The sequence below is a fragment of the Bacillus cereus group sp. BfR-BA-01380 genome (assembly GCF_022663535.1).
GTDB classification, from domain to species: Bacteria; Bacillota; Bacilli; order Bacillales; family Bacillaceae_G; genus Bacillus_A; species Bacillus_A cereus_BB.
In genome coordinates this window covers 1-21,670 of sequence record NZ_JAKUFS010000018.1, presented here as the reverse complement: position 1 = coordinate 21,670, position 21,670 = coordinate 1, and the positions used below count along the sequence as shown (strand labels likewise).

Here is a 21,670-nt window from a genome sequence, read left to right as displayed (position 1 = left end):
GGAGTCCACGAAAGACCAAGGCTAGACAACTAGGGCCTTTTTTCAAGCCCACACTTCAAAACGTGTTAGCGTTTAAGTGGTGGGTAGTTGACGTCACTTTCTTGTGTATGTAACCACCCTGGATTATTGTTATATCCTTCAGCCCCAACTACAACTCTTACTTCTTCTTTTACAACCATTATTTTCCTTCCGTTTCCGTATTTCGACATATGTTATTCTGCAAGGTTTCCTAAAATCCCTTCAAAAGCATAAAAAAGCCTTATGCGCTCCCCAACGCATAAGGCTTTCTTCCCTTTAATTTGCTTGTTTTAAATGATCTTGCGAACTTTTATCTTGTTGCAGGTGGCTATGTTTCTTAGAGTATACGAAGTATACGATAACTCCTAGTACAAGCCAAGCACCGAAGTATAACCATGTTGTAAGCGGTAAGTTAACCATTAAGAACAGACAACATGCGATTGAAATAATTGGCAATACTGGCACAAGCGGTACCATAAAGCCACGTTGTAATTTCGGATGTGTTTTACGAAGGATTAGTACAGAAACACCTACCATCGCAAATGTTAATAACGCTCCAATATTCGCTAAATTTGACAATTCTTTTAAATCGACAAATCCGGCAATTAAAGCACTTCCGATACCTGTTAACCATGTTGAAAATACCGGAGCTTCTGTTTTTTTGTTAATTTTCGCAAATGATTTTGGAAGTAAACCATCACGGCTCATCGCAAAGAATACACGTGTTGTCGCGTAAATATAAGCGAAAATTACGGCCATGATACCAATTACTGCACCAATTGCAATAACACCTGCTACTTTATCTTGTCCAACAACTTCTAATACATAAGACATCGCTTCTGGTACATTTAATTCTTTGTATGACACCATTCCTGTCATAACAAGACAAACTGCAATATAAATAACTGTACAAACAGCAAGTGATGCAATAATACCAATCGGTAAGTCACGCTGCGGATTTTTTACTTCTTCAGCTGAAGTTGCTAACGCATCAAACCCTAAGAAAGCAAAGAATACTGCAGCTCCTCCGGCAAAAATCCCACTGATACCATACGGTGCAAATGGCGTCCAGTTTGTTGGTTTTACATAGAATACACCAACTGCAATAAACAATACAACAATACAAATTTTAATTAATACCATTGCATTATTTACACGTTTACTTTCTTTCGTACCGCGAGATAGTAACCATGTTAATACTAACGTAATACAAACCGCTGGAAGGTTCACAATTCCGCCATGAGCTGGAATCGTTAACAGTTGTTTCGGAATTTCTAATCCCAATCCGCTTACTAAATTATTAAAGTAACCCGTCCAACCGCCAGCTACCGCTGCTGTTGTTAAAACATACACTGACAATAATGTCCATCCCATTAAATGGGCAACAAATTCTCCAATTGTTGCATATGCATACGTATATACACTACCTGATACAGGCAGTGCTGTGGCAACTTCTGCATAACATAATGCTGCAAAGCCACAAACAATTGCCGCAATCATAAACGAGAAAATAACAGCTGGACCAGCATCTCTTGCTGCTACTAATCCAGTCAATACAAGAACTCCTGTACCGATAATTGCTCCAATTCCTAACATCGTTAAGTCAAATGCCCCTAATGTTTTTGTCAAAGTCTTACTTTGACTTTGCCTTAACAATTGTGTTACAGATTTCTTTTTGAATAGGTTGGCCACGGCTTTTGCCCCCTTCTAGTAAAAAGAGCTAAGAGACACTTCTCTTAGCTCTCATCTTGTTGTATGAAAATATTGTTCGATACTTAAATTAGCAAGATACTGCTTCTGCTTCTAATAATTCTTTTGCTGCTTTATATTCTACACCGTGTGCTTCTGCAACAGCTTCGAATGTTACATAACCATCTAATGCGTTAATACCTTTTAATAATGCAGTATTTTCTAAGCAAGCTTTTTTGTAACCTTTGTTTGCGATTTGTACTGCGTATGGTACTGTAACGTTTGTTAATGCAAGTGTAGATGTACGTGGAACCGCACCAGGCATATTTGCAACTGCATAGTGAACTACGCCGTATTTTACATAAGTTGGGTCGTCATGTGTTGTAATACGATCAGTTGTTTCGAAAATACCACCTTGATCGATTGCGATATCAACTACAACAGAACCTGGTTCCATTGATTTAATCATTTCTTCTGTTACAAGTTTTGGTGCTTTTGCTCCTGGAATTAATACTGCACCAATTACAAGATCAGACTCTTTTACAGCTTGTGCAATATTGTAAGGATTAGACATTAAAGTTGTCACTTGGTTACCAAAAATATCATCTAATTGACGAAGACGATCTGCGCTTAAGTCGATAATTGTTACATTAGCACCTAGACCAACTGCAATCTTAGCAGCATTTGTACCAGCTTGTCCACCACCGATAATTGTTACTTTACCACGTTTTACTCCTGGAACGCCAGCAAGTAAAATACCTTTACCGCCTTTATTTTTCTCAAGGAATTGTCCACCAAGTTGTGCTGCCATACGACCTGCAACTTCACTCATAGGCGCTAATAATGGTAAAGAACGATTTTCTAATTGAACTGTTTCGTAAGCGATTGCTACTACTTTATTGTCAATTAATGCTTTTGTTAATTCTGGTTCTGGAGCTAAGTGTAAGTAAGTGAATAAAATTAAACCTTCACGGAAATATTTATATTCGCTTGCAATTGGCTCTTTAACTTTCATTACCATTTCCATAGACCAAGCTTCTTCAGCTGTTTCTACGATTTTTGCTCCTGCTTCTACATATTGCTCATCAGTGAAACCTGATCCTAATCCTGCACCCTTTTGAATGAATACTTCGTGATTGTTACGAATTAAATGTACAACACCTGCTGGTGTCATAGCTACACGGTTTTCGTTATTTTTAATTTCTGTTGGTACCCCAATACGCATAATGAAATGCCCCCTTATAATTAACAGAAAAAAAGAATTCTTTTTTCTTTTTTAAATAATTGATAACTTATGAACTTATTCTAGCATAACTTGAAAATTATGAAAACGCTAACATATCAAATTAAAAGAAGTTTTTATATTTGGAATAGTAAAAATATAAAAACTTTATTTTACAAGGAGATTGCGTGTTTTTTTATTATCTATCATTCTATTTTTATTATAACAATAGAAACTACACATTCATTATTTATTATTTAAAAATAATATAACAATGTAAAAAACCCAATACAAATCGCATACATATACATTTCAAATTCCCTGTAACATTTTAGAAGTATATTCTTTTTATATCAATTCATTTTAATTTTTCGACATATAAGTCGCTGCTATGCAGAACAAAAAATGACCGTTACTTGCTTTCTCCTTTTATTTTAAACATTGCATGTGGTAGGAAAAGACCCTGACCGCCCGTTGCTCCCGTCCCACTAAAAAGAAGAAGGGGTTTTATGTCGTTTTTTTGACTTATATATGTTAAAAGTCACTCAACAATAAAGGCCTATCCCTGTTTAGGATAATCCTAATGAAATGTATTCTATAATACAATTCGCTTTTCAGTTATGAATGTCGAAAAATCTACATATCAGTTTCCATAATACTGCGCTAGTTTCTTATAATCACTCCAGCTATTCACATCATAAAAAAGGGCTGCTTCTTCATACGATATCGTTATGCCCTTTACAAATGAAGCTTGAAAAATAGCGCGAGCTCCTTGATCACCTTGTAATGATTGCAAGAAAGGGAATGTTTTCTTTGCAAACAAAACAGGAGGTCTTGCAATTCCGCGATACTTTGCTGCTACATAATAGACCGTTTTATGTTGTTTATAACAATCTATTAATTCATTAATTAACTCTGTTTTAATAAAGGGTTGATCAGCAAGTAAGACAACAATCCCATCCGCTTTCATATCCATTGCTTTCTGAACACCGCAGCGGAGTGAATGTGATTGTCCTTCTCTAGAATCAGAACAAGAAAGAATGTGCACGTTCTCATATCGTAATGATTGTGAAACCCAACTCGCGTCATTTGTGACAATAATCATATCGGAGAGGTTTGAAGACAAAGCGGTTTTGAGGGCTGTATTACCAAGTGGTTCATTATGTAAAGGAAGAGAAAGTTTATGGATTCCTGGTCCCATCCGTCTACTATTTCCAGCAGCCAAGTATACACCAATGATTTTCATCTCACTTCCCCCGTAATTGCCCGATGATTTCAGCCATGATACTAATGGAAATTTCACTTGGACCTTGTGCACCAATTGAAATTCCAACAGGAAAATAGAGATGATGAGGGATTGGCTTACCTTCTAATAAGCGCTCTGTACGATGACGTGGTCCTAAAACACCTATATAACGAACATTTTTTTCTAATAAGAGAAATAGTAATTGTCGATCTTTTTCAAAGTGATGCGTCATAATGACAAGAAAATCACTTGGATGTAAGGAAAGGTTTTGTATCATTTCTACCGGAAAACCAACCACACATGCATCAGCATTTGGAAATTGATCAGTATTACATAAGCCCTCTCGCCAATCGCAAACTGTTACAAAGAAGCTTGTTTCCTTCGCAAAATGAACGAGTGGCTTGGCGTCTTCTCCTGCCCCAAAAATAAACAGCCGGGGCTTCGGTATAAAATGTTGGCTATAATATTCATCTTGTAACCCATTTTTCAAGTCAGTTGCGTGCGGAAGAGAGCCTTCCCAATTACCAAAAATATTATCATTATCATATATAAGTGCGGTTTGCTCTAACGAAAGGTTTTTCACCATCCAAGCGGAGGAACCATTAGCAAGATGAATATATAAGTCTTGTAAAATCGCTTTATAGGTGTCATCTATATGTTCCACTAATACATGAATGACACCATTACATCCTACTCCCCAAGACAAATCGTCTTCTGCTTTCGTATTAAATGTATGAATCGCCCACGTTTTATGCTCCATAACATCTGCAGCATAGTAGAAAAGCTCTTCTTCTATGCAGCCTGCACTTAGCATTCCCACTTTTGTACCATCTTCTCGAAAAAGCATCATGGTTCCTTCTTTTCTATATGCCGATCCTTCAACATGAATAATCGTCGCTAATGCACAGCGTTTTTCACAACATAACAGCGCTTCTAATACATCATATGTGGAAGTCATTATGAATCTCCTCGCTGCTTTTGTAAGACAGACTTTATAGCTTCTTCAATTTCTTGATAACTCGTGCATCGGCAAATATTAGAACTTAACCATTCTTCAATTGTTCGATCATCTGCATCAGGTCTGTGCGTAACAAGTCCGTGGCAATTCATAATAAATCCTGGTGTACAGTATCCGCATTGAAATGCCCATTTCTCTTCAAAGGCTTGTTGAATAGGAGCTGATTGTAATCCCTCAATCGTTGTAATTTTCTTTCCAACCGCTTCAACAGCCAACATAATACAAGACTTGATTGGCATCCCTTCAACAAGGACTGTGCAAGCACCGCAATCACCATTTTCACAGCCAGGCTTTGCTCCTGTTAAATCCAATTCATGACGTAATATATATAACAGCGTATCGGCCATTCTTCCAACTACTTCTCGCACTTCTCCATTTACATCCAAAATGAGCTGCACGTTTCTCATCCTTCTTCCCCCTTTGCAAAGTTTCTCAATAGATCTTGCAGCACCGATTGAAATACAAATGTCCGATAAGCACGCGAGCCTCTTATATCATCTAACACAGGAGCAGGAATATAAGTAAGGGTACGTTCAATCCTTTTCTCTAATGGAATATGCTTATTATTCAAAGCCGCTTCCATCATAAGTGAACGAAATGGAAAAGCGCATAAACCGCTGCACGCCATCCGAATTTCTTCGCCATATTTCATTGCCGCAACTGTCACAAGTGGATAATCAATTTGTTCTAGTTGATGTTTTCTCACACTATAATACGGCGCTTTCACATACCGCCGCTCTGTAATCATTTGTACAAGAAACTCACCCTTTTGTAATTGAAGTGTTTTTATAAAAGCTTGATGAGCAGGTACATGTTTCATACCCTCTGTTCCTGCAATGACAAATGTACTATCAGCTAGTAAAAACGGCAGTACAGCCTCCCTATATCTAATCCTTCCCGCAACATTTCCGCCAATTGTAATTTTATTTCTTGCTGTACGATCCGCAACACGGCCCGCAGTTTCACCAAGGAGCAGAAAGACCTTCGCATCTTGAACACTCGTTATCGTTAATGTTGCCCCAAGTAAAAGTTTGTCGTCCTGCCATTCACAAACATTACATTCCGGAATTTCTTTTATATCAATAACAGCTTTCGTTCGAACTCGCTGCGAACGCCCCATCGTAATAATTTCTGTCCCGCCGCCATAGTAAAGTGGCTTCTTTCCCTCTTTATCTAGCTGGTGAAATAGCTGAATTGCTTCTTGAATAGAATCCGGACGATAATACTCAAAATCAAATGGTATCATTCCATTCCTTCTCCTTTTTGCGTCTCTTTCCAAATTAATTCTGGAGTAAGCGGTAAGTTTCGCAATGAAATACCAGCCGCAATAGATAAACTGTTCGCTAAAGCTGCCGGCATGCCAATAATTCCATGTTCCCCAAGTCCTCTAGAACCAAATGCAGCTTCTTCATGCGGTACTTCTACAAAATCCACTATATATTTTGGCTGTTGGCCGTAATGAACTACTTTATAAGAACGAAACTGGTAATTCAAATTTCTTTCTTTTGCATCATAGTGAAAAGTTTCGCGCGTTGCAAAACTTAATCCCATGCTCATTCCTCCCATAATTTGTGTCTCTGCTCCCTTTCTATTTAAAACGGTTCCCGCATCTGCAACTGTTACAGCATTCAATAGTCGATATGTATAGTCTTTAGGATTAAACTCCACTTCGACCGCTTGCGCTCCTACTCCCCATTCAGGACCTTGTTTCCCTTTCCCTGTCTCATAATCAATGTCTGTAATTCCCTCAAGTACGTAACTCCCTTTCCCTACCACTTCTGTTCCTTTTACATTTCCATTTGAATCTACATACCCAAACACAATTTTAGAAAAAGGCACATGTATATTCGGGTTAGCTTTGACACAGATTTCTTTTCCTGCAACTTCTAATTCTTCTGCGGGGTACCCGAGTATATTTGAAGCCGTTTGACAGAGCTGCCTCATTGCATCTTCTGCAGCCATTACAACCGCATTTCCAACAAGAAGCGTCGTTCGACTTCCTGCTGTTTTCCAATGCTTTGGAGCAACTTGTGTATTAACTTCCATCATGACATACACATCATCAACATCCATGTTCATTTTCTCGGCAACCATTTGTGTTAGCACCGTTTTTGTTTCTTGCCCAATTTCAACAGCACCGCAATTGATATTGACACTACCATCGCCGTTAAAGGTTAACACAGCACCCGCTCCGGCATTACTTGGTGTAGTCGAATTTTTCCATAAGCAGCTAACCCCTTTTGCACGTATCATGCCATTAGATAGAGTAACTTTATTTCCCTCTTCCCAATTTATAAGCGATTTTAATTTTTGTAGGCACGCTGTCACATCTCCCGTATTACTTGATGTTACAGGTACTTGTGTCGGTGTTGTATCCCCTGGCCTAATGGCATTTTTCAGACGAAACATAAGCGGACACATTCCTAATTTCTTAGCAAGAATATCAATCGTTCGTTCCATTGCAAATGTATACTCCGAATGCCCAAAACCTCTAAACGATGTTGCATATGTATGGTTTGTATACATACCAAGCGAATCACACCAAATGTTCTCAATCGCATATGGACCTGTGCAGTCAAGTCCAGCCGCCTTACTCATCGTTACTGCCCGATCAGCATAAGCACCGCCGTCAAATAAATACAAAATTTCTGCTGCTTGCAGCTTTCCATCTTTTGTACATCCAAGCTTTACTTTTGCTTGTAAACCAATATGAACAGGAGACGTTATAAAATCTTCCTCTCTACTATTTCGAAGAGTAACTCGTCTTCCCCCTACTGCTTTTGAAGCAATATACGCTAAATATTCAAGTTGTACTGCTGTTTTTCCACCATATGCTCCTCCAACTAACGGCACATATACAATGATTTTCCCTTTATCAATTTGAAACGCTTCACTTAACAACCTCTTTATTTCAAAAGGAGCCTGTGAGGTAGAATGAACAATAACATCTCCATTCGGCTTAATTTCTACCCTCGCACACCGTGTTTCTATCGCTGCATGATCGGATTGCCGAAAAGAAAACGTTTCCTCGACAATCGCGTCACTGCTAGCGAAACCTTTTTGAATATCACCCTTACGAATTTTCGTCCGATTCGCAATATTTGTATGCGGCTTTGGGTATACTTTTTCTTCTAATTTATATTGTTCCACATGTTCATGGACTAATATGTTCGATTCATTATAGGCTTGCAAAGGTGAACGAATAATCGGGAGTTCTTCATATATAACACGAATTCGTGCTGTTGCCTCTTTTGCAATTGCTTCATCATCCGCTACAACAAGCGCAACCGGTTCACCAAAATACCGTACTTTCTCAAAGGCTAACGGAGGACGATCAACGATACTGGAACCGACAAGAATCGGATAATCCGCTCCCGTTACCACAGCATGTACGCCTTGTACTTTCTTCGCTTCACGAACATCTATGCTTCGAATATAAGCATGGGCATATGGACTCGTAAGAAGTTTTGCATATAGCGTGCCAACCTCTATTTCATCATTGATATACTTTGCTCTTCCCGTTACTTTATCAGCACTTTCTTTTCGCTTTACACTTTTGCCTATGACACGATATCGTTCCATTCCCGGCCTCCTTTGCTCTGCTCTTCTACCATCCTATTTACACGACTAACAATTTAGTACAGATCTCTCTGTACTAAAAAATAGGCTACTAGCATTTAGCTAGCAGCCTATTATTCCATGAATAGCTTTGCAAATAAGTCTTCCGTTGTTTCAGTAATTTTCTCAAGTATATCCGTTTCATTTTCTTCTTGCTCTTTGAGCATTTTAATCGTGGCTCTTGCATCTTCTGGATAGTCTGTAATAATTCCATCCACATTCAATTTATAATACTTCCTTAAGTTTTCCATATCATTTACAGTCCATACGTAAATCGGTTTATTTAATTTACGAGCTGATTGTACTAAGCGCTTATTCAACATGTATTCTTCCGCTACATAAAAATCCGCTGGAACATTTTTTAAATTTGCTACGCTTGCGTATAGTATATATCCTACTTTTATATCTGGATTTGTACGTTTAAATTCTTTAATAAGCGGGTAATGCAATGTTTGAATCACACACTGCTTTTCAAATTCATTTCTCTCAATGGTTTTTAAAACTTTCTTTACAAAATCATTTTCATCTTCATTTCCATGGAGCTTCACTTCTATATTAAGCTTAATCTTCCCTTTTGCAAGTTTAATAATTTCATCAAGTGTACTAATTCCCCCTGAGAATTCACCTTGCCTTAGCGTAAGCCTTCGAAGTTCATCCATCGTTAATTCTGACACTTGTACATTTTCATTCGCAAGACGCTTTAATTTCAAATCGTGTATAACAGCCAATTCTCCATCTTTCGTTTGCAGTACATCAATCTCCGCATAATCTGCTTTCGCATCAATCGCTCCTTGTACAGATTCTTTTGTATTCTCTACTCCTTTAGATATATAACCGCGATGCCCCATAATAATCGGCTCTTTATAAGAATTCGTAATAAACGTTACAATAAAAGCCAATACCATCCCAATTACAACAACCCCGCCAATATATACACCTATAAATTTCAATCGATGTTTCTGAAAGAAGCATTTCTCCACTTTTGTTTTCGAATAGTCAAGGCCATCTTCTACTAAAACAGCTTCAACGGGAACCTTCTGTAAATATAACCTTATCAGCGCCATAATATAAAATGGCGTAACGATAAAGCCAAATATATATAATGTACTCGTTACAAAGACAGATATAGTCGATTGTGCTAATAAAGCAAATGTTCCTTCTGGATTTGTAAATTCATAGACTGTAAACAGTAACAAGAAATAAACACTTGTAAACAGTAAAAAGACAACGCCTATAGAGATGAAAAATCCCACTAAAAAGAACAGGACTTTCAAAAAGTTTTCTTTTACTAACTTCGCACTTTGACGAGCAGCTACGCGAAACGGCTTTTCCTCTAAAACAATGATGGGTAAAACAAAAATCCAACGCAGATTGAAATAGGCAACTACGCCGAAAAAGGTATAATATCCAATTTGGCCCATTGTTGTTTTCAATAATTCACCTGAAATAAAATTAGGAATCTGAATTTCAGGAAGAAGTGCAGATTTATAACCGATGCTTAAAAGAGGTAGTAAAACCACAACATACAAAATAAATCCCGGTAAGCAATAGGTGAAAAAAGAAGGTAAATACGTTACCGTTTTATATAAAATTGGACGTAGTCTCACCTTTTGTCGTTTATGCGCAAAATACGAAATAATAATAAGTACTGCAAATTCGATAAAAATGAGAAAAAGTGCTAGCACAGATAAAACGACAATGGCTACAATTCCATACGGTGTTTTAAAAAACGCAAGTAATTCATCATTTGTCGCATTTGCATATCCACCCCAGTACAATAACTTGTTGAAAATCATACCGAACAGTGGGATAAAGACAATTGCGGCTAAGAGTTTATACATGAGTTGAAACGATAATACATTTCCAAAGGCGAACCTTACTGTTTGAAAGGATTGTTTCATTACCCCTGGTATCGATAGTTTTTTACGGTGTAGCATAGATTCCTCCATATTCTGAAACTATATAAATCCAAATTAAAAAACCGACATAAAAGCATTCTTTTTAGATGGGCAAGAGGATCTGGCGGCGCATAGAAGCGGTCAGGACCTTTTTCTACCACATGCAAAGTAAAAACAAAGAGAGAAAGCAAGTACGGGCTCCCTTTTTCTGCATAGCAGAAACTTATATGTTGAAAAATGAAAATAGTTATATATTAAAACCCATCTCTTTCATCATAATATATTCTACTAAACATGTAAAAGAGCGATAGATTCTAAATCCATCGCTCTTTTTCTTATTAGTTCTTCTTTTCTAGCCCTTGACCAAATGCTTTCAAAAAGTTAAATCCAAATGTAATTGCTCGATTTATATCTGGATCTCGTAATACTTTAAAGAAATCCATCACATTTGTTCTCTGCCCTTTTTTTAATTCATCTGTTGCATATTGTAAACCTGTAATTAAACTAGATGTTACTTGCTTGGTCACTTCTGGTTCTACTGAAGATAGCGCTTCTCCTGCACCCATCATATTATTTAATGCATTTTTCACTGGCTCACGATTTAATTGTTCCATTGCAATTTTCGAAACATCTTCTTTCGCTGCCAGCAAGCTTACAGCAGCATCTAACAAACCAGCTTTTTGAAGCTGTGCTAACAAATGAATCGTTTCTTCAATTGCCTGTTGATTCTCTCCTAACTGTTGTAATAATTCCTCAGAAACTTGTTGTTTCTGTTGTTCCTCTGTTACAACTGTTTTTTGAATCATCGTAATTTCTTTTGCCACAATGCTCGCCCCCTAGTTTTCATCCACAAGTGATACATATTGTTTTCGTTGCCATTTCTGCTGCACTTCGACACCATTTTGCGGATGACGCTTTTTATTTCGCGGGTTGGAAGCAGGAAGTGGACGATTTCCTTTTTCACGCAGCACACGCATTTTAACGCGCGTTTGTTTATATGCTGGTGTACATGTATAAAGATCCGTTGCCGTTCCTGTTAAAATATTAATTGCTTCTTCATTTACTGTTGCATGCATCGGTAAATATAGTTCGTTTCCAGTTACACGATCTGTAATAAGCGCCGGAACTTTGATTTTTCCAAACGGTGATGCAAGTTCGACAAGACCTCCATCCTTCACATTTCGCTCCATCGCTAGTTCAGGGGAAATCTCAACAAATACCTCTGACATTTTTGATAAAATACCTGCCGATTTCTTTGTCATATTCCCTTCATGGAAATGTTCGAGCATACGACCATTATTTAATAATAAATCATATTCTTCCGGTGCTTCGACTGGCGGTACCCATTCATCAAGTGATAGACGTGCCTTTTTATCAGGAAAATTAAATCCATCTACATATAATAACGGCGTGTCACTACCATCATGACTACCCCAGCATAAGCTATTCCATCCTTCTAAACGATCATATGTTGCCTGAGAATATAAAGGAGCAAGTGATGCGATTTCATCCATAATTTCACTTGGATGTTCATAGGTCCAATTTGCACCTAATGCACGAGCTACCTTTTGTAAAATCCACCAGTCTGGTTTTGAATCACCAAGCGGCGGCATAACTTCGTATAAACGCTGAATACGACGTTCTGTATTCGTAAATGTTCCTTCTTTTTCTAAACTCGGTGCTGCTGGTAAAATGACATCTGCAAAACGAGCTGTTTTCGTTAAAAACATATCTTGTACAACAAGGAAATCAAGATTTTCTAAAATGTGCTGCACATGATTCGCGTTAGAATCAACTAATGCCATTTCTTCTCCCATCACATACATACCACGTAATTTCCCTGCTTCTGCAGCAATCAGCATCGCAATATTATTTAATCCAGGCTCTTTCGGAATCGAAACGCCGTATGCTCTTTCAAATTTCGCGCGCAGTGCATCATCGGATATCGCTTGGTAACCAGGCAGCCAGTTTGGCAATGTTGCCATATCACAAGCGCCTTGTACGTTATTATGTCCGCGAAGCGGGTATGCTCCTGCACCGCGGCGACGGTAGTTTCCTGTTACAAGAAGTAAATTAGAGATTGCAGCTGATGTCGTACTTCCACCTGTATTTTGCGTCACTCCCATACCCCAAAGTACACATGTGCCATCTGCATCACGAATCATTTTTGCCATTTCTTTTAATGTATCTTTTGAAATGCCCGTTACACTTTCTGTATAATCAAGCGTATACTTCTCTAACATTGTTTTATATTCATCAAAATTCTTTACGTTTTCAGCTAGAAATGCTTGATCATGCCAATCTTGATCGATAATATATTTTGTTACACCTGCTAGCCAAACATGGTCTGTACCTTGACTTGGGTGAACAAATAAATCTGCACGCTCTGCCATTTCATGTTTACGCAAATCAGCCACAATTAATTTTTGCTCATGCAGTTTATGTGCACGTTTCACACGCGTTGCAAGAACAGGATGACCTTCTGTCGGATTTGCTCCAACAATAATGATAAGTCCTGCCTCTGCAATATCTTTAATTGTTCCTGCATCACCGCCCATGCCTACTGTTTTAAATAAACCATCTGTTGCTGGTGATTGACAGTAGCGAGAACAGTTGTCCACATTATTTGTCCCATATACTTGGCGCGCTAACTTTTGCATTAAATAATTTTCTTCATTCGTTACTTTAGAAGAAGAAATAAATCCAAAAGCATTATTGCCGTATTGCTCTTTAATATGACTCATATTTGCTGCAACAACTTCCAGTGCCTCTTCCCAAGTTGCTTCAACAAACATGTCTCCTTTACGGATAAGCGGCTTTGTAATACGTTCTTCACTATTTACAAAATCCCATCCAAATTTCCCTTTTACACACGTTGAAATCCCATTTACCGGTGCATCCGATGACGGTTGTACTTTTAAAATTTGACGATCTTTCGTCCATACTTCAAATGAACATCCTACACCACAAAACGTACAAACGGTTTTCGTTTTATTGATTTTCGTTTTACGCATTGCTGCCTCTACTTCCGAAACAGCTAAAATACTGCTATAACCCGGTTCTACATCTTTCACAAAATCAATCATTGGATGTAATACATCTTGTTTGATCCCCGTCATAAAACCAGCTTCTCCAAGCATCGATTTTTCCATTAGGGCATTACATGGACAAACCGTTACACATTGACCACAACTTACACAAGAGGAATTATTAATTGATACGCCATCATCCCAAATGACACGCGGGCGATCTAAATTCCAATCGATAGATAAAGTTTCATTTACTTGTAAGTTTTGACACACTTCTACACATTGACCACATGCAATGCACTGATTTGGATCGTAACGATAAAACGGATGAGACATATCCACCTCCGAAGCGCTCACTTTCGGTTCGTACGGATATTTCTGTTCTTCAATTCCCATCATATGCACTGTATTATGGACTTTACAATTCCCGTTATTATTATCGCAAACAGTACAATATAATAAATGATTCTCTAGTATCCGATCCATTGCTTCTGTTTGGGCTTCAACCGCTCGCTTCGATTTTCTTTCAATATGCATACCTTCTTCAAGGCTTGTTGAGCAAGCGCGCATCAGCTTTCCATTCACTTCAACAATACATGTATCACATGTCTGAATCGGATCTACTTCTGGTACATGACAAATTTGCGGGTGTTCAAGCTCTCTTTCGTTTAATAACTGCAATATCGTTTTTTTACTAGATGAAATATACTCTGTACCATCGACAGTTACACGAATTTTGTGTTCTGACATCTTTACCCTCTCCTTACAACCAACCGTACAACACATTTTGAATACGTTTTCAAAGCGGTGTTGCTACACGCTCTTTTTCAAAACAAAAAACAGTTCTTAGAAGTAGATTCTTGATGTATAAAATAAGCTTACAATTGATGTATATGACTACGATTCTATTATATCGTAGAATACAAATAATAACCAAGGAATGTATGGGAGTACAAATTGAAAAACAGACATAAAAACCCCTTTTTTTAGGGGTGGACAAGAGCATCTGGCCATGCATAGTAGCGGTCAGGGCCTTTTTCTGCCACGTGCGAAGTTTACAACAAAGGGAGAAAGCGAGTATAGGCCCCTTTTTTCTTCATAACAGCGGCTTTTACATTATAAAACTAAGATGGATTTCTATATAAATACAAATCCCCCCTTTTCTTTTTAGGCAGGCAAGAGCATCTGGCCATGCATAGTAGCGGTCAGGGCCTGTTCCTGAAAATCAAAATCGATTTATATATACAAAACAAATGCTTTTCTTTTTTTGTTGTCTTATGATAAATATGGAAGAATAATTGATAAAGGGGAAAATCGGATGGAGTCTGTTCAAAGCACATATACAATGGTTCGTTACCAAGGTGGGACATTTCATCAAAAAGATGATGAAATTGTAACAGAATATCCACTTACAATTAAGCTAAATGGTGAAGAATATGTAACAATTGTCTGTACACCTGATCATATTGAAGACATGGTCGTTGGCTTCTTAGTATCAGAAGGTATTATTCCTTCCTATAAACATATTGAACAATTATGGATCCAAAAAGAAAAAGGATTTGCGCATGTCACAACGACGCAAACAAATCCACTCTATCAAACTTGCTATAACAAACGATATGTTACATCGTGCTGCGGGAAAAGCAGACAAGGTTTTGTATTTGTAAATGATGCTGCAAAAGCAAAAACAATGCACGATATTCATATTACCTTGGGGCCTGAAGATTGTTTTCGTCTAATGAAGGATTTACAGCAATCCTCTACTACTTTCAAAGAAACAGGTGGTGTACATAACACCGCATTATGTGATGAAAAACAAATTCTCGTTTCACGAATGGATATCGGGCGTCATAATGCTTTAGATAAAATTTACGGTTATTGCCTACGAAACAACATTTCGATAACAGGAAAGGTAATTGCCTTTAGCGGACGCATTTCATCTGAAATCTTACTTAAAGTTGCAAAAATCGGCTGTGAAATTGTCCTATCAAAATCCGCTCCGACAAAATTAGCTCTAGAACTTGCTCATGATTTAGGAATTACTGTTGTTGGCTTTATTCGCGGTGATTCTTGTAATATTTACACACACCCAGAACGAATTGAAGGGTATCAACAAGCGTAATTGAACTACCCCCACCTACCGTTGCGCACTTGAGATAGGGGTCTTCTCGCCAGATATGATAAAGTGAAACTTCCATCAGTGACGCTTTTCTCACTGATGGTTAGCCCGCCCAATCGGGCTTTTACGGGCAGTTTTCTTCCCCGTATTTCCCCAGCCTTTACTGCCCGGTAATGCGGGATAAATAAAGCGATAAAAAGATTTCTCACATGAGAAATCTTTTTATATAAATTCATTTTAATTTTCCGACAGATGAGTCGTTGCTATGCACGGCCAGATGCTCTTGTCCCCCTTAAAAGGACAGATGTTTTCATGTCGTTTTTTCAACTTATATATATGGTTATAAAAATGTAACATATATATAAGTTGAATAGTTAATGAAGTTAATATATAATTTCATTACATAAAAACCATTAGGGGGTTAACTGATATGAACATTCGTGTATTAACAAAAGAAGCTGCAAATATATATTTACAGCTTTGCATAGAAGGATTAACGCAAAGCCCAGAAGCATTTGGTTCCTCTTATGAAGATATTATGAAACAAGAAGATCCCGTTGCTGCAATTGCCAAACGGTTAGATAACCCTGAAAAATTTACAATAGGTGCTTTTAAAGAGGATGAATTAATCGGTATTGCCACTCTTGAAATAAAACCATTTGTCAAACAGGAGCATAAGGCGAAAATCGGATCTGTATACGTTTCTCCAAAAGCACGTGGCCTTGGTGCTGGAAAAGCGTTAATGGAAACAATCATTGAAAATGCCCCTCGATTAGATATAGAACAAATTATGCTTAATGTTGTTGTCGGAAATGAACCGGCAAAGAAATTATATGAATCACTTGGTTTCCAAACATTCGGCTTACAAGAACGTGCTTTAAAATATAACGGACAATATTGGGATGAAGAACATATGGTTTTATTTCTCAATGCTTAACTCCTCTTTTAACATAAAAACACCCACTTCTAGATCTTGAAGTAGGTATTTTTCCTGTATCAAATGCTGTTTATTTGCATCACAAAAGCCTCGTACAATGTACGAGGCTTTTTATCTGCTTTAGCAAGCATGTTTATCTATCTCACAATGAAAAATTATTTATAACAACCAAAAAAATTTTCTAGCACAAACAATGATTATCATCATTGATACCGCAATGCAGATTATAGCTACATTTCGTTCTTGTTTCTGCTTTTCAAGGAATTTTTCTTCTTTGTTCACTATCAAAATCCCCTTTATCTACATTCAAAAAAAAGCCGTGAGATAGAAATTTTTCTTATCCGATGCGAGGTGAATACGAAAAATGTTCTCTATCTCACGTACACAATAGAATGGAATTTGTCATTTTGAAATCAAAATGACATGACGTTATGTCGCAACATAGGGTATTTTTGTGCTGCTACACTGCTTATTATAAAAAAAAGATGTGCAAAAGTAGTGCATTTTTTATGGCAATTATCCTTTTCTTTACCATATGAACAGTGTTTTTTGTAAAGTTCATGTAGAATAATATAAAGGAAACTTCTATTAGTGAGAGTTTGATTCTCTTATCTTTTCCTTCTAACTCTTAATGCAGGAGTAAATAATGAAAATTTGAGGTGGACATCATTATGGCCAAACTATTATTAGTAGATGATGAAGAACGCATGCTTCGCTTATTAGATTTATTTTTAAGTCCGCGCGGATATTTTTGCATGAAGGCAACATCAGGACAAGAAGCACTTGAACTTGTTCAGCAAAAAGAATTTGATCTTATTTTGTTAGACGTGATGATGCCAAAAATGGACGGTTGGGAGGCTTGCCTTCAAATTCGGCAAATCAGTAACGTCCCCATTATTATGCTAACAGCGCGTAATCAAAATTATGACATGGTGAAAGGACTCACATTAGGTGCTGATGACTATATTACAAAACCGTTTGATGAGCAAGTATTAATTGCTCGTATAGAAGCTGTACTTCGCCGTACGAAGAAAGAGGGATTTGTAAACTTTAACGGCATCGAATGGGATAAAACTAGACATACAGTAACTGTATATAATGAAAAACTCTCTCTCACGCCAATTGAGTTTTCCTTACTTGGACTCTTTTTACAAAATATAAACCGTGCTTATAGCCGCGATGAGCTTATCGAAATAATTTGGGGATTTCAAACAGATATTGAATATCGTACCGTTGATTCTCACATTCGTAATATACGCGAAAAGCTTCGAAAAGCAGGATTTCCTATCGAAGATTACCTAGAAACTGTTTATAAAATAGGTTACAAATGGAAAAGCGGCCCCTCATAAAGATAAAGTTTAACTAATCATCAGCAAGGATGCTTCTTCTTTCCCCGCTAATGATTAGTTGAACTATTTAGGCATATACTAGCAGTTTTTCTTCTATCGATTTTCGTTGTTTCTTCATAACTTTGCGGTAGAGGTCTTACTGTCTGTTAGTACAGGAAAAGGTTGTGAATCATAATGAATAAACTTTCTATAAAGCTTGGGACGTACTTTTTATTATTAGCTCTTTGCATTGAATCTGTACTATTTGTATCTTTTCATACAACACTGGCACAAATGCGTGTAGACGAAGAAACTACGGCCTTATTAGAAAAAGGAACTTGGTATCGTAATATTATTGAAAAACGCTATAGAGAAGGAATATTTGAACGTGTAGCAACGATAGAATCTAATTCTCCTTCTCATACAAAACTTGTCATAACAGATTCAACAGGCCACATATTAGATTCTTCTGATGCCATTACAGAAGACATGCGCAAACAACTGGAACAAAAGATTACGTACATTCCTAGAGATGGAATGATAACCGAAGATCGCTGGAAAGAATCAAAATATATTTCAACAGTTAGCCCTATTGTAAAATATGGAGTAGTAATTGGCTATGTCCATATGTTTTTAGAAACTACATCTATAAAAAAAATGATTTTTCGATTAACGAAACAATTTGTTACCGTCGGTGCATTGACAGTAGCTCTCACAACAATTTTAATATTTTTATTTTCAAGGGTCATTACAAACCCACTTATTAAAATGAAGCGAGCAACTGAAAAAATGATGAAACAAAATGAGCCCATTACTTTAGGTATTAAAAGTAAAGATGAATTAGGCAGCTTAGCAGAAACAATTGAACGACTTTCTAGTGAGTTAACATACATGAAAAAAGAACGAAACGAGTTTCTTGCAAGCGTCGCACATGAATTGCTAACCCCGCTTACATATGTAAAAGGATACACAAAAGTGGCAAAAAGAGGGTCTTTATCTAAAGAAGAACGGGAAGAATATTTACAAATCATTGAAGAAGAAACAGAAAATATTACTGAACTCGTCCAAGACTTATTTGAACTTGCGCAGCTTGAACAACATCAATTTACGATAAAGAAACAGTCAATCGCACTGTTGCCATTTGCCGAGCGTATGGTTGAAAAAATAAAACCATCTCTTAAAAAAAAGCAAATAGATATCTCTTTATATTGCCAAGAGGATTTATATGCTTGCATAGATGATCGCCGCATGGAGCAAGTCATGCTAAATTTATTACATAATGCACATCAGCATTCCCACGAAAATTCTCATATTACAGTACTTGTATTAAAAAAGGAGCATACTTTTCTTATACAAGTACAAGATGAAGGAGAAGGAATTCCAAGTGAAGACTTACCACATATTTTTGACCGCTTCTACCGGGTTGATAAATCCCGAACACGAGCAACTGGTGGAAAAGGTATTGGTTTAGCTGTTGCAAAAGAAATTGTAGAATTGCATGGTGGTTCCATACATGTAACAAGCGAAGTCGGAATCGGAACTACATTTACTATAGAATTACCTTTCAAATAGCTATTTTTATTTATATGTAAACCCTTTTCTTTTTAAATGAGCGAGAGCATCTAGACATACATAGTAGCGGTCAGGACCTTTTCCTGCCACGTGCGAGCAAGTAAATGGAGGTCATGGTGTATTCTGCATAGCAGTGACTTATATGTTGAAACATGAAAATGGATTTATCCCGCATTAACGGGCAGTAATACTCCCACCTCAAAATTAAGCGAAAGCATTGTCCAGCTCTAGCGGCTAGAATCTCCGGTCGTTTCGCCCCCTCGGACGAGGCAGAAAGCGCCTCTCTGTCGGGTGCTCCAACGTCCTGCGATTCTGAGCGAGCCGCTTCCGCCTTTCTTAAGAAGTTAGGTGGGAGATAAACTGCCCGTAAAAGCCCGATTGGTGAGGGCTGATAATCAGTGGGGGATGAAGAAAACCCCCACTGATTAAAGTTTCACTTTATATATCGAGCCTATTTTTTGAAAGTATTATGATTTTAATATAAAATATAACATTACCACCAAAGAATTGGAGGATGATACAATTGGAAATTCGTGTATTAACGAAAAAAGATGCAGAAATTTACTTAGCACTTCGCGTCGAGGGATTACAGCAAAATCCAGAAGCGTTCAGTTCTTCTTACGAAGATATTATTAATAAGGAAGATCCTGTTGAATATAAAGCGCAAATATTAGACCAAAACGAAAATTACACGCTTGGTGCTTTTAAAGGCAACGAGTTAATTGGTGTTGCAACTTTAGAAACAAAATCATTTTTAAAACAAGAACATAAAGCAAAAGTCGGTTCTGTTTACGTCTCTCCAAAAGCGCGCGGAATGGGCGCTGGGAAAGCACTTATGCAAGCAACAATTGAAAAAGCAAAAGAATTAGAAGTAGAACAACTTATGCTTGATGTTGTCGTTGGCAATGAAGGTGCAAAGAAACTCTACGAATCGTTAGGCTTTAAAACATTTGGCGTACAAGAACGTTCGTTAAAATATAATGACCAATATTGGGATGAAGAGCATATGGTTTTATTTTTACATGAAGAAAACAAATAGAGAAAAGGGATCCCCTTTTCTCTATTTTTATTTTGCCTTTTGTTCTAAATCATGTAACGCTTGCGTTAACTGATCATTTAAATTTCCAAGCGTTTGTTTATCGAGAGGGCTTATTTGAGATCCTGCTACTTCTGGATTCAGAGATTTTTCAATCTTCTCGTAGAGATCCGGATATCGCGGTTTTACTCCATCCTCAAATGTTTTCCAAATATCTTCTAATTTTGGCCCGATCTCTTTTACTTTCTTTTCATCACCCGCATTGATTGCTTGTTTTAATTCATCCGTTTTTGTAAGTAGCTTTGAAACCCCAGCTTTAACTTGATCGACAGGAATGAGTTTCTCTGAAATTTGATATAAAACATCAATCAACTGATTATCTAATTTTAAAAGTGTATCTTTATCAATCGTGCTTGCCTTCGAGCCTGCTACGATTGGATCAAGGTATTTTTCAACTTGTGCGTATTGATCAGGGTATTGTGATTTTACACCATCTTCAAATTTCCCCCAACTCTCTTCAAGTTTCGGACCAATCTCTTTCATTTTTGCTTCATCATTCGCATTAATGCCTTTCTTTAGCTGTTTAGCATCATGCAGTAAATTTGCAACCCCATCTTTCACATTCGTTGCAGTAGTTTGCTCTTTACTTTTTGATTGCTCTGCAGCCTTGGACGAACTAGATGCAGAATGATTATCTGAATTACAACCAGCTAAAGCTAATGTTCCGGTCATGGCTACTGCCGCAATGATTTTCATAGTTTTCATAGAATGTATTCCTCCTGATATTTGAAATATGCTATTTTAATTGGACATTATTTTCTTTATCCCCCTATTTGTGGGCAGTAATACTCCCACCTCAAAATTCAGCGAAAGCATTGTCCAGTTCCAGTGGCTAGAATGTTCGGTGGCTTCGCTTCTTCCTACGAGGTAAAAAACACCT

At 37.4% G+C, this 21,670-nt stretch carries 17 protein-coding genes and 1 pseudogene; 5 read left to right on the top strand and 13 right to left on the bottom strand.

Translation table 11 applies throughout. The features are described from left to right. Positions 1 to 86: 86 nt before the first annotated feature. The 11 genes and pseudogenes from MR076_RS26835 to fdhF all read right to left on the bottom strand — a co-directional run. A pseudogene (locus MR076_RS26835) lies at positions 87 to 179 on the bottom strand (class I SAM-dependent methyltransferase); the annotation flags it as partial. A gap of 115 nt (positions 180 to 294) precedes the next feature. After that, entirely contained in the window at positions 295 to 1,710 is a 1,416-nt protein-coding gene (locus tag MR076_RS16520) for an amino acid permease (RefSeq protein ID WP_242222337.1), read from the bottom strand. An 88-nt stretch (positions 1,711 to 1,798) separates the two neighbouring features. Beyond that, positions 1,799 to 2,932, bottom strand: coding sequence for an alanine dehydrogenase (ald, locus tag MR076_RS16515; RefSeq protein ID WP_242222336.1), 1,134 nt, complete (start codon positions 2,930 to 2,932; stop codon positions 1,799 to 1,801). 640 nt (positions 2,933 to 3,572) lie between these two features. Beyond that, positions 3,573 to 4,175 carry a nucleotidyltransferase family protein gene (locus tag MR076_RS16510; protein WP_242222335.1) on the bottom strand — a complete coding sequence of 201 codons (603 nt, stop codon included), beginning with the start codon at positions 4,173 to 4,175 and terminating at the stop codon, positions 3,573 to 3,575. A 1-nt stretch (position 4,176) separates the two neighbouring features. Further along, positions 4,177 to 5,133 (bottom strand): XdhC family protein, encoded by a 957-nt coding sequence (locus MR076_RS16505; protein WP_242222334.1) that lies wholly within the window; start codon positions 5,131 to 5,133, stop codon positions 4,177 to 4,179. Further along, the gene (locus MR076_RS16500; RefSeq protein WP_242222333.1) at positions 5,133 to 5,600 is read right to left on the bottom strand and encodes a (2Fe-2S)-binding protein; all 468 of its coding nucleotides are present in this window, start codon (positions 5,598 to 5,600) and stop codon (positions 5,133 to 5,135) included. Before MR076_RS16500 ends, MR076_RS16505 begins: the two co-directional genes overlap by 1 nt. After that, entirely contained in the window at positions 5,597 to 6,439 is an 843-nt protein-coding gene (locus MR076_RS16495) for an FAD binding domain-containing protein (RefSeq protein WP_242222332.1), read from the bottom strand. Before MR076_RS16495 ends, MR076_RS16500 begins: the two co-directional genes overlap by 4 nt. Beyond that, positions 6,436 to 8,775: a xanthine dehydrogenase family protein molybdopterin-binding subunit gene (locus MR076_RS16490; RefSeq protein ID WP_242222331.1), complete on the bottom strand. Its 2,340-nt coding sequence runs from the start codon at positions 8,773 to 8,775 to the stop codon at positions 6,436 to 6,438. Before MR076_RS16490 ends, MR076_RS16495 begins: the two co-directional genes overlap by 4 nt. Before the next feature lie 110 nt (positions 8,776 to 8,885). Beyond that, the gene (locus tag MR076_RS16485; RefSeq protein ID WP_242222330.1) at positions 8,886 to 10,748 is read right to left on the bottom strand and encodes a glycerophosphoryl diester phosphodiesterase membrane domain-containing protein; all 1,863 of its coding nucleotides are present in this window, start codon (positions 10,746 to 10,748) and stop codon (positions 8,886 to 8,888) included. A gap of 299 nt (positions 10,749 to 11,047) precedes the next feature. After that, positions 11,048 to 11,533, bottom strand: coding sequence for a helical membrane plugin domain-containing protein (locus tag MR076_RS16480; RefSeq protein ID WP_242222329.1), 486 nt, complete (start codon positions 11,531 to 11,533; stop codon positions 11,048 to 11,050). Positions 11,534 to 11,545: 12 nt separating this feature from the next. Then, complete coding sequence (fdhF, locus tag MR076_RS16475; protein WP_242222328.1) at positions 11,546 to 14,488, bottom strand: formate dehydrogenase subunit alpha; 2,943 nt, start codon at positions 14,486 to 14,488, stop codon at positions 11,546 to 11,548. Between the two features lie 568 nt (positions 14,489 to 15,056). Here fdhF and fdhD point away from each other — a divergent pair. Together fdhD and MR076_RS16465 are read left to right on the top strand one after the other, a co-directional pair. After that, on the top strand, positions 15,057 to 15,860 hold the full coding sequence (gene fdhD, locus MR076_RS16470) for a formate dehydrogenase accessory sulfurtransferase FdhD (protein WP_242222327.1): 804 nt from the start codon (positions 15,057 to 15,059) through the stop codon (positions 15,858 to 15,860). Positions 15,861 to 16,287: 427 nt separating this feature from the next. Further along, entirely contained in the window at positions 16,288 to 16,794 is a 507-nt protein-coding gene (locus tag MR076_RS16465) for a GNAT family N-acetyltransferase (protein ID WP_242222326.1), read from the top strand. A gap of 159 nt (positions 16,795 to 16,953) precedes the next feature. On the opposite strand, the gene MR076_RS26405 is transcribed toward MR076_RS16465, so the two are convergent. Then, positions 16,954 to 17,076 (bottom strand): hypothetical protein, encoded by a 123-nt coding sequence (locus tag MR076_RS26405; RefSeq protein ID WP_277928521.1) that lies wholly within the window; start codon positions 17,074 to 17,076, stop codon positions 16,954 to 16,956. 389 nt (positions 17,077 to 17,465) lie between these two features. On the opposite strand from MR076_RS26405, the gene MR076_RS16460 reads away from it, so the two are divergent. The 3 genes from MR076_RS16460 (at position 17,466) to MR076_RS16450 (ending at position 20,733) form a co-directional block, all read left to right on the top strand. Continuing rightward, the gene (locus tag MR076_RS16460; RefSeq protein WP_242222325.1) at positions 17,466 to 18,143 is read left to right on the top strand and encodes a response regulator transcription factor; all 678 of its coding nucleotides are present in this window, start codon (positions 17,466 to 17,468) and stop codon (positions 18,141 to 18,143) included. 174 nt (positions 18,144 to 18,317) lie between these two features. Beyond that, entirely contained in the window at positions 18,318 to 19,694 is a 1,377-nt protein-coding gene (locus MR076_RS16455; RefSeq protein ID WP_242222324.1) for a HAMP domain-containing sensor histidine kinase, read from the top strand. Between the two features lie 523 nt (positions 19,695 to 20,217). Further along, positions 20,218 to 20,733: a GNAT family N-acetyltransferase gene (locus MR076_RS16450; RefSeq protein ID WP_242222323.1), complete on the top strand. Its 516-nt coding sequence runs from the start codon at positions 20,218 to 20,220 to the stop codon at positions 20,731 to 20,733. 27 nt (positions 20,734 to 20,760) lie between these two features. On the opposite strand, the gene MR076_RS16445 is transcribed toward MR076_RS16450, so the two are convergent. After that, on the bottom strand, positions 20,761 to 21,495 hold the full coding sequence (locus tag MR076_RS16445) for a hypothetical protein (protein ID WP_242222322.1): 735 nt from the start codon (positions 21,493 to 21,495) through the stop codon (positions 20,761 to 20,763). Between the last annotated feature and the right edge of the window lie 175 nt (positions 21,496 to 21,670).

What these genes read in the sequence shown, in the direction of transcription:
- MR076_RS16510 (WP_242222335.1), bottom strand. Translation starts at nt 4,175, where the DNA reads ATGAAAATCATTGGTGTATACTTGGCTGCTGGAAATAGTAGACGGATG.
- MR076_RS16445 (WP_242222322.1), bottom strand. Translation starts at nt 21,495, where the DNA reads ATGAAAACTATGAAAATCATTGCGGCAGTAGCCATGACCGGAACATTA.
- MR076_RS16505 (WP_242222334.1), bottom strand. Translation starts at nt 5,133, where the DNA reads ATGACTTCCACATATGATGTATTAGAAGCGCTGTTATGTTGTGAAAAA.
- MR076_RS16485 (WP_242222330.1), bottom strand. Translation starts at nt 10,748, where the DNA reads ATGCTACACCGTAAAAAACTATCGATACCAGGGGTAATGAAACAATCC.
- MR076_RS16460 (WP_242222325.1), top strand. Translation starts at nt 17,466, where the DNA reads ATGGCCAAACTATTATTAGTAGATGATGAAGAACGCATGCTTCGCTTA.
- fdhD (WP_242222327.1), top strand. Translation starts at nt 15,057, where the DNA reads ATGGAGTCTGTTCAAAGCACATATACAATGGTTCGTTACCAAGGTGGG.
- MR076_RS16500 (WP_242222333.1), bottom strand. Translation starts at nt 5,600, where the DNA reads ATGAGAAACGTGCAGCTCATTTTGGATGTAAATGGAGAAGTGCGAGAA.
- MR076_RS16455 (WP_242222324.1), top strand. Translation starts at nt 18,318, where the DNA reads ATGAATAAACTTTCTATAAAGCTTGGGACGTACTTTTTATTATTAGCT.
- MR076_RS16465 (WP_242222326.1), top strand. Translation starts at nt 16,288, where the DNA reads ATGAACATTCGTGTATTAACAAAAGAAGCTGCAAATATATATTTACAG.
- MR076_RS16495 (WP_242222332.1), bottom strand. Translation starts at nt 6,439, where the DNA reads ATGATACCATTTGATTTTGAGTATTATCGTCCGGATTCTATTCAAGAA.
- MR076_RS16490 (WP_242222331.1), bottom strand. Translation starts at nt 8,775, where the DNA reads ATGGAACGATATCGTGTCATAGGCAAAAGTGTAAAGCGAAAAGAAAGT.
- fdhF (WP_242222328.1), bottom strand. Translation starts at nt 14,488, where the DNA reads ATGTCAGAACACAAAATTCGTGTAACTGTCGATGGTACAGAGTATATT.
- ald (WP_242222336.1), bottom strand. Translation starts at nt 2,932, where the DNA reads ATGCGTATTGGGGTACCAACAGAAATTAAAAATAACGAAAACCGTGTA.